The sequence below is a fragment of the Hahella sp. NS-SX17 genome (assembly GCF_057367735.1).
This window is the reverse complement of sequence record NZ_CM170632.1, coordinates 714,837-729,104: the sequence shown is the minus strand read 5'-3', so window position 1 is coordinate 729,104 and position 14,268 is coordinate 714,837. Positions and strand designations below refer to the sequence as shown.

11 protein-coding genes are annotated in these 14,268 nt (G+C 52.6%); 2 read left to right on the top strand and 9 right to left on the bottom strand.

Annotated elements, in window-relative coordinates; all coding sequences use genetic code 11:
* Window positions 1–12 precede the first annotated feature (12 nt).
* Both AC2IBB_RS03280 and AC2IBB_RS03275 read right to left on the bottom strand, forming a co-directional pair.
* On the bottom strand, window positions 13–378 hold the full coding sequence (locus AC2IBB_RS03280; RefSeq protein ID WP_486331484.1) for a hypothetical protein: 366 nt from the start codon (window positions 376–378) through the stop codon (window positions 13–15).
* 175 nt (window positions 379–553) lie between these two features.
* Entirely contained in the window at window positions 554–3,088 is a 2,535-nt protein-coding gene (locus AC2IBB_RS03275) for an ATP-binding protein (RefSeq protein ID WP_486331483.1), read from the bottom strand.
* A 262-nt stretch (window positions 3,089–3,350) separates the two neighbouring features.
* Between AC2IBB_RS03275 and AC2IBB_RS03270 the strand changes: the two genes are divergently transcribed.
* The gene (locus AC2IBB_RS03270; RefSeq protein WP_486331482.1) at window positions 3,351–3,584 is read left to right on the top strand and encodes a DUF2789 domain-containing protein; all 234 of its coding nucleotides are present in this window, start codon (window positions 3,351–3,353) and stop codon (window positions 3,582–3,584) included.
* A 330-nt stretch (window positions 3,585–3,914) separates the two neighbouring features.
* A complete protein-coding gene (locus tag AC2IBB_RS03265; protein ID WP_486331481.1) occupies window positions 3,915–5,918 on the top strand; it encodes an ATP-binding response regulator in 2,004 nt (667 codons plus the stop codon).
* Between the two features lie 178 nt (window positions 5,919–6,096).
* Here the strand turns inward: AC2IBB_RS03265 and AC2IBB_RS03260 are convergent, their stop codons facing one another.
* The 7 genes from AC2IBB_RS03260 to lysA form a co-directional block, all read right to left on the bottom strand.
* Entirely contained in the window at window positions 6,097–6,720 is a 624-nt protein-coding gene (locus AC2IBB_RS03260) for a response regulator transcription factor (RefSeq protein WP_011394293.1), read from the bottom strand.
* Window positions 6,721–6,873: 153 nt separating this feature from the next.
* Window positions 6,874–7,863: a response regulator gene (locus tag AC2IBB_RS03255; protein WP_486331480.1), complete on the bottom strand. Its 990-nt coding sequence runs from the start codon at window positions 7,861–7,863 to the stop codon at window positions 6,874–6,876.
* A gap of 273 nt (window positions 7,864–8,136) precedes the next feature.
* Entirely contained in the window at window positions 8,137–9,888 is a 1,752-nt protein-coding gene (locus AC2IBB_RS03250; protein ID WP_486331479.1) for a diguanylate cyclase, read from the bottom strand.
* 221 nt (window positions 9,889–10,109) lie between these two features.
* Complete coding sequence (xerC, locus tag AC2IBB_RS03245) at window positions 10,110–11,015, bottom strand: tyrosine recombinase XerC (protein WP_486331478.1); 906 nt, start codon at window positions 11,013–11,015, stop codon at window positions 10,110–10,112.
* Window positions 11,016–11,167: 152 nt separating this feature from the next.
* A complete protein-coding gene (locus AC2IBB_RS03240) occupies window positions 11,168–11,899 on the bottom strand; it encodes a DUF484 family protein (protein WP_486331477.1) in 732 nt (243 codons plus the stop codon).
* 121 nt (window positions 11,900–12,020) lie between these two features.
* Window positions 12,021–12,851, bottom strand: coding sequence for a diaminopimelate epimerase (dapF, locus tag AC2IBB_RS03235; RefSeq protein WP_486331476.1), 831 nt, complete (start codon window positions 12,849–12,851; stop codon window positions 12,021–12,023).
* Window positions 12,852–12,863: 12 nt separating this feature from the next.
* Complete coding sequence (lysA, locus tag AC2IBB_RS03230; protein ID WP_486331475.1) at window positions 12,864–14,135, bottom strand: diaminopimelate decarboxylase; 1,272 nt, start codon at window positions 14,133–14,135, stop codon at window positions 12,864–12,866.
* Between the last annotated feature and the right edge of the window lie 133 nt (window positions 14,136–14,268).

Genomic DNA, 14,268 nt, shown 5'->3' with positions numbered 1-14,268 from the left:
CGACTGACGTAGTCAGAGACAATCGAACTGGTCAGCTTCATCGAAGGCCACTGACACCATCTCGTATCCCATTGAAGAGAGGTCCTTTAGCAGTACGGAGTTAGCAAGCACCCTGCGACAAATGCGCCGCACTTGCGCGTCGGTATCTTTGTGCGCCAAATGCTCCGCAAATCGGAAGTCCAACACCATGTACTTTTTCACGCCGTATTGATCAGGTTGACTGAGCTCCACGCTCTGATAACCGATGAAATACATTTCCGAGCTGATTCGCTCCATGTCTGCAAGAGCCAGATGCAACTGCCGAGTGGGCGGCTCGGCGAAAGCGGCTGGGGCGCAACCGATGGAAATCATCAAAATAAAAAACCATTGACGTACCACTGACCTTCTCCCCTGAAGCGTTCAAATGAACACTGCATAATTATTAGCCAAACCTGTTCAATGTATCGCCTTGAACCAAAGTGTTTTTCATTGGTTTACAAAGGCGACGCAAACTTGACTGCAAGAGAAGATAAAACTTCGTCAATCTCCCGTCAGTTAGAATGCATACAACGGTTCATGCGGTATTTTTGACTCCATCCTCCGCTTCCGACACCAGCTTCTCCACTTCCTGCGGATAAGCCGCCAACTGCGCCTGCAGGCCCTGCAGATCGAACTGAGACGCTAAAGTCGACAACGAGCGGGCGTACTCCTCCAGGCCTTCATGGGCGTATGTCTCCGCCATGGCGCTAAGACGACTGGCGAATTCCTGCACGCGTTGGAGGTCGCCACTGTCCTTCAGGTCTTCCCAGTCGGTCCAGAGCTCTTGTTTCAGCTCTGTCGCCAGCTGCTGCTGCACTTTGGAATCCATATGCGCTTCGGTGGCTTGTTTAGGCTTGGTTTCCAGCTTCGCCCGTTCGCGCGGTGGCGGGCTTTCGGTCTTGGCCTTTTTGCCTTTCACTACCGCCAGATAGTGCGTCAGTACATTAAACAGCAAGGCGCGTTCGATAGGCTTGCGCAACGCATCAGCGAAACCAAGCTGGTCTATGCGTACGAACTCGTCCGCCAGCGTCGAGCCAGTCAAAGCGATGACAGGGATTTTAGCCGTGAGTGGATGTTGCTTAAGCAAGCGAGTCGCTTCATACCCGTCCATTCGCGGCATACGTAAATCCATCAGGATCAAATCCGGTTTCTCCTGACGCGCCAGCGTCAACGCCTCGCGTCCATCACAGGCTTCCGTAATGACCAACTCCGTAGCGCTGAAAAACTCCTTGATAAGCTTGCGGTTTGCTTCTACGTCGTCCACCAACAGAATTTTCGCAGGCCGGAAACGCGGCGCTTTAGCGGAACGCAGCTCGTACTTGTTCTCTTCTTTACGCTGGCTGACAGAAACATGATGCAAGCGAATTTCGAATCGGGAGCCTTTCCCCAGCTCGCTTTTCAGGCCTATTTCGCCGTTCATCATTTCCACCAGCTTTTTGCTGATAGCCAGGCCCAGCCCTGTACCGCCGTACTGGCGGTTACTCTGCCCTTCGTGCTGCTCGAAGGCATTGAATATTCTCGCCTGCTGATCCAGGGCAATACCTATACCACTGTCCTCTACTGCGATCTCCAGTTCAATGTGATCGTCATCACCGGGAATAGTAGAAGCCTTGGCGCTGAGAGAGATGTAACCGTCGTGGGTGAACTTGATGGCATTGCCCACCAGATTGAATATCACCTGCCGCAAGCGCACTTCATCCAACACCAGCGAGTGCGGCAATTGATCATCCAGCACAATGCGCAGGTCCAGTTTTTTCTGTGAAATGCGAGCGGAAAAAATCTGCGCCACATCCTGCAGTAACCTGTGCGGATCAAGGGGCGCATACTCAATTCGAAGCTTGCCGGATTCTACTTTGGACAGGTCGAGGATGTCATTTATGATGGTCAGCAGGGCGCGACTGCCTTTCTTGATGGCGTCCAAATAGGACTTTTGTTTGGCGTCATGAATCAGCCCTTCCAACAATTCCGTGTAACCAATCACTGCGTTCATTGGCGTGCGGATCTCATGAGACATATTGGCGAGGAACTCACTTTTCGCCTTGTTGGCGGAGTCCGCCGCTTTCGCCAAATGCTCCGCATGTTTCATCGCAGCCCGCAGGCGTTCTTCACTCTTGCGCAACGCCTCTTCAGAACGAATCCGCTCCGCCACTTCCCGGGATAGTTTACGGTTCCAGTAAAGGAAAATAATGATCACCACTACCGCCACGGTAGTGATGCGCCACACCAGCGCGTAGTCGATTTTCTCCTCGTAACTGAAAGTGATCCACTTTTTGTAAATCGCTTCCTGCTCTTCCGTCGTAATAGTATTGAGCCCTTTATCCAGGATCCGTGTCAGTATCGGCCAGTCCGAGCGTACGCCGATGGCGATGTCATAGGTGTAGGGCGTAATGCCAGTCAGCTTGATGTTGCTGACGCCAAGATGGTTGACCAGATAACTGATGCTGGGAATATTGCTGATCAGTACGTCGATATCTCCATTGGACACGCCCAGCAGCCCCTCTTCCAGAGTATCCACGAACACCAGATTTAGATTGGGATGATTGATCAGAAGAAAATCCTGACTGGCGTAATCTTTAACCACTGCGACGCGCTCCTGATTCAACTCTTCCAGAGAACCGATGAAGCGCATTTCATCACGAACCGCCATCACAATGGGATAAGAGAGGTAGTGCTCGGAGAACAACATGCGCCCCTCACGGCGCGGCGTCACTGCGACAGCGGCGATAACATCCAGCTCACGTGTCTGCATGGCGCCCAGGGTAGCGGTCCAGTTCTCGCGTCGGGTGCGTTCGAAGCGATAATTCAGGCGTTGCTCAAGCAATTGAATATAGTCTGCGACAATGCCCTGATAATTGCCCTCTTCATCTATCATTTCAAAGGGGGGCCAATGTGGATCGCCAGCGATGCGGATATTGGGGTGGGCCTGCAGCCATGAACGCTCAAACGGGGTCAGTATATCCGCAGAGCTTTCATCCGCGCTTGCTGGAGCCAGGCAGCCACACGCAATAAAAAAAAGCGCCACGCCCAAGCGCGCCGGCCATCGGCGCACGGCGTATAGCTTAGACCTCATGCCAACAAGCCTGTGCAGAATAATAGATGTGAATAAAAACGGATCGTCACCCGTCCTGTCCCCTTGTGATCGGCGCCCGGCTCAGAAAATGACGGCGAAGCCCTGCGGCCGGAGCGGGTAACATTATGGCATGATTACGCATTATTGACAGCCGCCCGCAATTGGCCGTAGCGCTTGAACTTCGCCTATACTTGGTATGCTGTTGCGGACTGATTGAGACGCCGATCACAAGCTCACCACAATCTTTGAGAGGAAACGTCTGATGGATACTTCAACTCATAATATGAGCACGCTCTTCGCACAACTTGGCCTGGAGAGCGATCCAGCTCATGTAAAACAATGGATTAGCAGGCACAGCCCACTAAACAGCGCAGTTTCCCTTGCTGAAGCGCCTTTCTGGAACGAAGCGCAACGCGATTTCATTATGCAGGCTTGGGAACAAGACTCAGATTGGTGCGAAGCCATCGACGAACTCGACGCTCTACTTCGCCACTAGATAAAGGCTTGCCAAGAAAGAACTTTTTGTTAGTTTAAACCGCGCCAGTTTGGATGAACGTTTTTTCCTTAAAACAGTCGCCTAGGCCGCGCCAGACGGGCCTAGTCCAAACGGGTTGGGAGATTAATTCTTGCCGACAGACGTAGTATCATGCGCAATTCGCCGGCTTTGTTTGTAATCGGCCGCGGTATCCCCGCACACATCTTCAATGCCTTGATCGACTGCCATGGCGAGCGTTTCGAGGCGGCGCCTCCATGAGTGATTTGCGCGACAGAAGTTGACCGGATTACACAATGCCACTCCCAATTCACAGCTCAGCGCGGCGTCAGGATGAATCTCAATAATCAGCAATACATTTCGCATCGACTAAGGCGCAGAACCCTGCTGGCCTATCTGTTGTTCGGCATGATACTGGCCTGCGTCATGCTCGCGTTGAGCTGGCTGACGTTGGAACAGAAATGGCGCAGCGCTATGAATAACAGCGTCTCAATCATTCAGGAAGATCTGGCGACAGCGTTGGCCGCTAAAAACGAATCGCAAGCCATCGCCACTTTGCAGACCTTGAACAAGCTCCTGCCTCTACGGGAAGCCATTCTGCGGGAAAAGCAGGGTGCGGTGTTGCTTCGCTATGAAATAGAGAGAAAAGAAGGCAGGCCCTGGCACGCCATATTTGGCTTCTTACCCACCATAGGCGCTCAGCTCTTTGAGTTGCCAACCGCCACGTCGGCGTCTCAGAGCCCTGCAAAAGGCGAGTTATGGGTAGAACTGCAACCCGCCGTATTAATGGAAGAGCTCGCCCAGCAAACACTGCCTCTTTGGAGCACAGGGCTGGCTTGCCTCATCATCTTGTACTTATTCCATAGCATCCAATTAAGCCAAGCCATTGAGCGGCCTCTGCACGGCATCCTGCAACGTCTGGCGCAGATTAACTACAACCGCCCCGCCAGACATTTGCTGCCCTTACGCGGAGCCCTGCGCATACAGGATGAGCTGGACGTACTGGCGTCGCATATCAACCAGATGTTGCTGGGTATCGATTCACAGTTGCGACGCCGCAAAGAAATTGAAGACGAGATAAAAACACACCGCCGCCACCTGGAAAAGTTAGTACACGAGCGCACCTCCGAGCTGGTGGAGTTGAATAAAAAGTTCGTACAACAGCAGTTCGACGCCAAGGCGTCCGCTCTCGCAGCGAAACAGGCCCGCTGGGAAGCGGAAAAAGCCAACCAGGATAAGACCCGCTTCCTGGCGGCGGCCAGCCATGACTTACGTCAGCCGCTACACGCAATGAGCTTGTTTATCGAGGCATTGCAACCGCAGCTGACGACCAGACAAGCCCAGGAAATACACCGTAATCTGGCGCGCTCTCTGGAAACCATGAAAGAGTTGTTCAACTCGCTGCTGGATATCTCCAAACTGGAGGCGGGCGTCCTCAAACCAAAGAAAGAACACTTCCCGCTGCAGCGTATTTACGACCGCCTGGAAGTAGTATTCCGTCAGCAGGCGATGGACAAAGGTCTGGACTTACGTATTGTTCCCAGCCGCTCATTTATCTATTCCGATCCGCATCTACTGGAGCAGGTGTTGGTGAATCTGGTTTCCAACGCCATTAAATATACAGAAAGCGGATTTATCTTTATTGGCTGCAAGCGGGAAGGAAAGCGCGCCCGTCTGCTGGTTTGGGATAGCGGTCCCGGCATTCCACCGGATGATCAAGGCTCCGTGTTTAAGGAGTTCGTACAGTTGAGCAATCCGGAGCGGGATCGCAGTAAAGGATTGGGACTTGGGTTATCCATCGTCAAACGCACCTGTCAGCTGCTGAATCACCCTATCCGCTTCTCCTCGCAATTGGAACAAGGCACCCGCTTTGAGATCATCGCGCCATTGGGCCTGAACAAATCTCAGCGTCCAGCGCCGCCCCGAGCCACTGTTGCTCCATTGCGCTATGAGAGAGTGCTGGTGATCGACGACGACGCCTCTATTCTGCTGGGGATGAAAGCGCTATTAGAGTCTTGGCAGTTGCAGCCCATACTGGCTAAATCCATCGAGGAAGCCCTGGATCTATGTAAATCCTATAAGCAAAAGCCGGATCTGATTATCAGCGACCTGCGCCTGCAGGCAGGCGTTACCGGCCTTGATGCTATTCAACGCATGCACCAGCACTTCCGCTCCAATATCCCATCTCTGTTGATAACGGGGGATACAGCGCCGGATAGAGTTAAGTTGGCGTATGACTCCCCATACCCTCTGCTGCACAAGCCAATCAAACCTGCGCAATTACGCTCGGTATGTATGTCTGTGCTAAAAATGGGCGCGCCTCAAACCTCTTCTTGAGTACACGCTCTATCAGGAAGTTCTTCTGGGCTTCCTGATCCCTACTATTCCCATTCCAGGTAAGTTTTTCTGTGGCTGTGGAAAAGATTAGATATTAAGCGGAAAAGTATAAGCAGGAGTTACCCGCAGCCCTGCGAAGATACAAAAACTACGGGTAACGTTTGGCGTAGAGAAACAGCTAGAGTAGCTTCAGTTCTCTGGCGCGATGAACCGCTTGGGTGCGATTAGCGGCATTCAGTTCACGGAATATAGCGGCAATATGCGCCTTGATAGTGCCTGGCGCGATACTTAGCTTGGTGCCGATTTGCTTGTTAGACATGCCTTCAGCTAACAATCCCAGCACTTCATGTTGACGTGGCGTCAGACAAATGTCGCCGGTAGGCATGCCTTCATCGTGCCCGGTACGCAGCAATTCATGCGGAATATAGACGCCACCGGACAACATCAGCTGAATCGCACTGGCGATAACCGCATTTGAAGAGGACTTGGGAACGTAACCCAACGCGCCCAATTGAATCGCCCCCTGAATCAATGCCGCTTCCTCACTGGCGGAAATAACAGCGAAAGGGGTCATGACAAACTCTTGCTTGAGTTTGCGTAGTAACTCAAGCCCCTGGCTATCCGGCATGCTGAGATCCAGCAGCACCAAATCCACGTCAGTGTTGGCGTTCAGCAACCGAAACACTTCCGATCCCGAGGCGGCTTCCAAAATTTCTGCATCAGGATACAGACCACTAATGATCAGTTTTAAACCACTGCGAAAAATGCCGTGGTCATCAGTAATTACGAATCTGTTATTCATGGTTACTTGGCGTTGAATTAAGGGTTCAGACAAACAGCAGTATGCTTGCTTATGCGAGTATTGCCTATGCGTATCGGACACATACCTAAACTATAGCAAACTCCCGTTTGTGACTAATAATTAATCTATCGTTTTTTTGACCTGTTCGATGTCTTAAGCGGCATCTAACTCATCCTTGGCCGCAACTCTGGACAACTTGTCCAGTAATCTCGACTCCCAGTTCCCACGCTCCTTGCCGGTCTGAGAACTGTCGGGCGCCATTTCCAGCCCCACTAGCACTGGCGCATCATAGAGCGAGTCAAATTCGCTAACGACCTCGATACATTTATCCTCGTCCTGTATCTGCACGAGCCAACTGGTTACTTCCTTGGAGCCATTTAATAACAGACAACACTCCTTGGCGTCCGGTGAGCAACTTACCGGCACGTGATAGCCCTTACGACTGAGAAAACGCCTTAGCACCAAGCGTTGCTCATCGTCGTCGACCACCAATCCCAGTACGCCGCGCACTGCCGGTTTGGCGACATTAGCCGATAACCGGCAGTATTTGCCTAACATGTCCTGCAAGCCATATAAATTAAACGGCTTAAGCAGAAAATCGTTGATCTCCAACCAGGGATGAGAAACATGTTCTAACTCCCTGTCGTCTTCCGCCATCAACACAATGGGGGCTTCAGCAAGCTGCTCATTACGGCGAATCCAGGTCGCCAAGCGCGCCCATTCCATGTCCTGAAGTGCGGCGTCCACCAGAATCAAAGCAGGCTTGATCGTATTGATGAGACGTTGCGCTTCGGCGCCGCTGCGCGCTGACACCAGACGTACGCCCATGTGTTTAAATAATTTGTCGAGCGTAGCATGCAGGTTGTCGGAGCCATCCACCACCATTACAGACTGCGCATCTGGCCTCACGGCTTGTTTGGCCGGCGACATGGCCGCGTGTGGCGCAGATAATTCGGAGTGAGCCGTCGGCTGCAATGTCTCGCTCTGTGAAGAAACCAGTTTACTTGTGGCTGCTGGTGAGGCGTACCCGAGCGTACTCACCCGCAACGCCTCCATCGCACTCATTTCCCAATTGAGCTCATAATTGATCTGGGTTCCATCCCGACCGTCGAAGCGGCCTTTCGCTAATCCAAGCTTTGACATGAGTCTTTTAAACAGACCAGCGTCTTGATGTTTGGAGGACTCGCGTGACATGGGGAAACCCTATATGTAGCATTTAATTGATGCTAATTATCCACTTAGCTAATCACAAAATGTTACATAAGTTTACGACCCAAACAATAAGCCCGAAGGATGATTCACCCCGTTTCACCTAGCCCAAAAAGACTAGACCATTAGCAGAACTGTGATGCAGCAAACAGAAAAACCTAACGCCTATTACTAACCGGCTATTGCAAATGGCGAAACACTTCTTCATCAGGCGCCCGCGACTTGCACCTGATTACGGCCGTTGCGCTTGGCTTTGTACAACGCCTGATCCGCTTTTTCAAACACGCCCTGCACAGTTGCGTCTCCTGAAAACTCACAGACGCCAAAAGACATAGTGATGCGGACTTTTTCATTACGAAAATGAAAGGGTAGACGAGAAATCATCTCGCGGGTTTTATCCATTACTTCCACCGCCACACTGGCTGGCGTCTCCGGCAGTAAAACAACAAACTCTTCGCCGCCGTATCGGGCGATAAAATCCGTTTTACGAATCCTGCGCGACACTTCCTTACCAATCAATTGAATGACTTTATCTCCCGCCAAGTGCCCAAACTTGTCATTGACCTCTTTAAACCGGTCGATATCCGCCACCACAAGCGTCAAAGGGTTGCCGTAACGCCGCCAACGCTCGAACTCATCTCTTACTCGATTTTCATAGGCTTCTCTGTTTGGGAGCGCCGTTAGCGCATCAGTGAGTGCTCTGGCGCGTTCTATTTCCAAGCGCTCGCGCACTTCGCCGGACTCGCTTTCCAATTCCCGCAGGCGATGGTGCAGCAACTCAACTTCTTCACTAAGGCGCGCCTCGCGGTCGGCTTCTTTATGCATAAAGCGATCAATGGAGGAGATCAGAGTATCAAGATTATGCTGAACTGAGCATTTTAGTGAGTCGATATCCGTCGCTCCCCGCACATTCTCCTGCATGGAAGACACTTGCTCGCGCACGCTTTTTTCCAATTCCGCATTGTTATCCCGCGACTCCTGAACATTAGCCTGACTGCCCTGGAGAAAATTCTGAATGCTGGCCAAGCGTTCATCCAACGCCTTAAGAAAGCTCTCGAACTCCCGTTGCCCACGGCCCACCGCTGCGATGGCCAGCGCCGCCACATCATCCAGCGTCGGGGCCAGTTCATACCAATTTAAACCCGCACTTATTTTGTTCTTTAATTTCTCAGAGTCCCCTAACATGTTCGGGGGTAACACTAATTGATCAATCAGGTGATTCAGAGACGTGCAGACATGATCGGCGATAGCGGAAAAGCCTGGCTCAAAATTTTCGCCGTCCAAGTTTGCAGCCGCTGCGTCTTGGCCCACTTCCAATGCATAGCGACTCTCTTCCGGGTCCTGAGGTTGCGGTGACGCCTGCGGGGGCGTTGACTCAGTATCCTCATCCGGATCTTCCTGGGCGACATCTTCGCCGCCGCCTTCACGGTTAGCGAATAGCCGACTTAAGAAACCTTCTTTCTTTTCCTTGCGCCCATCCGTCTCCAGAAACAGCTCCTGCAGCGCAGCGGATTGCAGCTGAGAAAACTCCTTCAATAACTGTGGATAATGCCGTAAATCATCAACTCTGTCCTTAAGCTGCTTGCCGTATTTTTTTAGCTGCTTACGCGCCTCTCGGGACAGGTTCTGCTGCAACAGTTGCTCTATCAGTTCTCCCAAGGCTTCCAGCACGCCGCTGGATATCGCCTGTTTGTGCTGATCCAGAGCCAGCACACGTTTTTCTATGGTTTCCAGTTGCTGATTCAACTCACGAGAGCTGCCGTTTTCCCTCCTCAGGATATTGCGCAGGGCTTCCAGCTCCCGATCCAAATCCTTATCCACGCCTTCCGCCGCCAGACTAACGCGGACAACTATACGCTCCAGAACATGTATGCGCTCTTTGAAGCCAGACTCCAACTGCTCGAATTCATCCAGCTTGTCGAAATACTTTTTTTTCCAACGGTCGTTTTCAGAAGCCATGCAGAAAGGATTTTATTTTTTAGGAAGTTAACAATGCATCTGCGCTTCCAGAACAACCGGAAGCGGAACGTAAAGTAAAGCCAGCATCGAGTGTGCGCCATCTACGCATGCCCGATTCACTATGAGTATAGGCGGTTTCTAAAACATTGAACGCAAACAAAGAGAGGGCGACAAAAACTGGGGACAGGGACAGGTTTATAAAGTCAGCTCAGACAGACGTTTTAATCAGACTTGCGCTTGCGAGCGCGAGGGTGCGCTTTGTCGTAAACCTCCGCCAGATGTTGGAAGTTCAAATGGGTATAGATCTGCGTAGTAGAGATATCGGCATGCCCGAGCAATTCCTGTACGGCTCGCAGGTCGCCACTGGACTCCAATAGATGACTGGCGCAAGAGTGACGAAATAAGTGAGGGTACAAGCGACCACTGAAGCCTTTCTTTTGCGCCCACTGGCGCAGGCGCTCCTGGATGCTGCGGCGGGACAAGCGCGCGCCACGCTGGCTGACGAACACCGCAGGCTCTCCTGCCGCCGCTAGTAAAGCCCTCGCCTGCAACCAGTCTCTCAAGGCGTTGCGCGCTTGACCGCCCACGGGCACCAAGCGTTCCTTACCGCCTTTTCCCAAGACCCTCGCCATCCCTTCACCCAGGTCTAAATGAACCAGATCCAAACCAGCCAGCTCACTTAAACGCATGCCTGAGGTATAGAACAGCTCCGCAATCGCCTGATCGCGTATTTCCAGCTCGTCGTCTTCCACCGGTGTATCCAGCAACTGTTTGGCCTGATCAACATCCATGGTCGCAGGCAAACGTTTAGACATTTTCGGAGCGCGTACGCCATTGGCGGGATTCTCGTATACAAGCCGCTCTCGCAAGAGATACTCATAGAAGCGTCTTACTGTAGACAATAAGCGGTGCAGCGAGCGACTGCCAAGCCCACGTCGATGGAACTCGCTGAGAGCCTGACGCAATTGCGGCGTGTGCAGGTCTTTCCATGTGGTGACGCCGTTGGCGTCGCAGTAGGCGACGACACGTCGCAAATCGCGATTGTAATTACTGACAGTATGTACGGAATAGCGGCGCTCACTATGCAGATAAGCGATGAAGGCCTCTACTTGCGCGGACAAACTCATTGAGCGCTCTCCGTACGATTGATCAGGCGGACAAGCAGCTTTCTTCTATTTGTCCGCAACGACAGGGCTGGCCGCCGCGCAGGCGCATCTATGCGCCTGAGAATTAGCATGCCGATATCATTGCCATATTAATAACGGGCGGGAACGAAAAGCTAATCCGGAAAATGCTCGTCTCCCCAGCCTTCTTTCGCCAGCATTGGCGGCAACATGCGGCTTAAAGACTCACTGATATACGACAAGAAAAGCGAACCCATACCAGTATTGAAATAACGGTCATTACGACTGCCGATACTGAGCATTCCCAGTAAGTCGCCGTATCGGAGGGGAATAACAGCGCACGAAGCAATATCAGCATGGTTGTGTGGGAACAGAACCTGCAACTGCTCAGGCTCAAGCTTTCCGCAAACCGCTTTAGTGCTTTCAAGCAGCTCTTCGCCCAAAGCGTCCGAACACTCTGTCAGCGAGATTGTGGAGACATTACTTACCGGAAAGTCTTTATGTTCCGCAAACAAAATCAGGCTACAGTAGTCCACCTGAAAGTCCCCAGTGAAACTGTCTTCAAGCACTATCACTACTTCATCAAGGGAACGCGCCTCAAGCAGGTTCATCAGCAAACGCTTGCTCTTTTCAAAAAAACGGTCGTTCTGGCGCGCAGTATCGATTAAATCGTAGAGTTGCCGCTCATAGTGATCACGTTGTTCCCGAAACAGGCTGATTTGTCTCTCAACCAGGGAAATCGCCGCGCCGGACCGGTGCGGCAGCCGTATTTCATTGAGCAGTTCTTCATGCTCAACGAAGAAGTTGGGATGCTCACGCAGGTAAGCCGCCACAGCTTCTGCTGTCAGCGCCGCATTTTCGTCACTGCGCTTTGCCTGATTATTCATTCACCACTCCACTGCCGGAACTCTACTTAAGCGCCCATCAGGGCTTGCGAGTTCCGGTTGTATGCCTGACGTTTGTATTAATAGTCCGTCTATTTTATTCCTGTCAGTGTCCCTGCCGAGTTTAAATCCTCACCTGGCCATCAAATACGCGCACCGCCGGTCCAGTCATCATTACCGGATGGCCTTCGCCCTCCCAGCTTATCTTGAGATTGCCGCCGGGCAACTTGATTTCCACCTTGCGGTCCAAAAGTCCGCGCAGCCTTCCCGCCACTACCGCCGCACAGGCGCCAGTGCCGCAGGCCAGCGTCTCTCCCGCTCCTCTTTCGAACACTCTAAGCTTAGCAAAGCGGCGATGAACCACCTGCAAAAAACCAATATTGGCGCGTTCAGGAAAGCGAGGATGATTTTCCAGCGCTTTGCCCAGCTTGTGCACCGGCGCTTTATTGACATCGTCCACGACCAGAACGCCATGCGGATTACCCATGGAAACCGCACTGATCTCATACATCACGCCATTGACTTCAATCGGGTAGGTCGTCTGCTGCGCCTCGGCGGTAAAAGGAATTTCCGCCGGCGACAGTCTTGGAGCGCCCATATCCACCGTCACTAGGCCGTCCTTGTTGACGATAAGCTCGATAACGCCCTTCTTGGTTTCTACGCGGATATTTTTCTTGTTAGTCAAACGGTTTTCTTTCACAAAGCGCGCAAAACAGCGGGCGCCATTGCCGCATTGCTCCACTTCAGAGCCATCGGCATTGAATATCCGATATCTGAAATCCACATCGGGACGTCCTGGGGGTTCAACGATCAACAACTGATCGAAGCCCACGCCAAAGTTGCGATCAGCCAGTCGACGCACTTGCTCTGGACGAAAATGCGCATGCTGGGAAATGAGATCGACAACCATAAAATCGTTGCCCAAACCATGCATTTTGGTGAACTTTATTAACATTTCAGCTCACTTTTATGCAGGTTTTACCGAAGCGCTCTCCGGCAGCGCGCACTCTCCCGCGAACAACTCCTCGATCGTTTCGCGACGACGCACGAGGTAATGCTTGTCGCCATCCACCATCACCTCAGCGGCGCGACCGCGAGAATTGTAGTTGGAACTCATAACGAAACCATAAGCCCCTGCGGAGCGCACCGCCAGCAGGTCGCCCGGTTTCAGATTCAAAAGGCGCTCTTTGCCGATGAAGTCCCCCGTTTCACAGACCGGTCCGACAATATCATAACGCGCTTCTTTGCCTTCGCTGTGCTGCTGTACCGGCACGATATTCTGCCAGGCGCCGTACAAGGACGGGCGGATCAGATCGTTCATGGCCGCATCGACAATGGCGAAGTCTTTATGTCCGTTATATTTCAGATACTCCACGCGGGTGACCATCAAGCCAGCGTTAGCGGCGATAGAGCGGCCCGGCTCCAGCACCAGGGTCAGACCGCTGCCCTTCAGGCGCTCCATGACAGCGCGTGCGTACTCGTTGGGATGCGGAGGCGTCTCCTGGTTATAGGTGACGCCCAGACCACCGCCCAGATCCAAGTGCTTAAGACGAATGCCTTCGCTGCGCAATGTTTCAATGATATTCAGCACTCGCTCCAGCGCATCCAGAAACGGGCTGATCTGAGTGAGCTGCGAGCCGATATGGCAGTCAATGCCAATGACATCCAAGTGAGGCGACGCCGCAGCGGTGCGGTATAGCTCCAGCGCCTCGTTAATGCTGACGCCAAACTTGTTTTCTTTTAGCCCAGTGGAAATGTAAGGATGCGTCTGAGGATCTACATCCGGATTGACGCGGATGGAGATTGGCGCTTTTTTGCCCATATCCGCGGCGACCTGTTGCAGCCTTTCCAGCTCAGGAGCGGACTCCACATTGAAGCAATGCACGCCGACTTCCAGCGCGCGGCGCATCTCATGTCCCAGCTTACCAACGCCGGAGAAGACTATTCGCTCCGCCTTGCCGCCGGCTGCAAGAACCCGCTCCAGCTCCCCGATGGAAACAATGTCGAAGCCAGCTCCAAGGCGCGCCAGCACATTCAGCACCGCCAGGTTGGAATTGGCTTTGACGGCATAGCAAATCATGTGAGGATAGCCGTCCATCGCTGTCTGATAGGCTTTCAAATGCCGTTCCAGCGTGGCCCGGGAATAGATGTAACAAGGCGTGCCGTAATGCTCGGCGATTTCCTGTACGGAAAGATCTTCAGCAAAGAGCTGATGATTGCGATATTCAAAGTGGTCCATAGGTCAACTCAAGCTGCGGAACGGGCGTCGCTCTGACTTCTGACGACGCATGGGCCGGACCTGATCCTGGCGGGGTTAAAACCCCGACGGCGCTTTCAACTCGATGCGGACGTCCCCGCTCCGCCATGTCTGC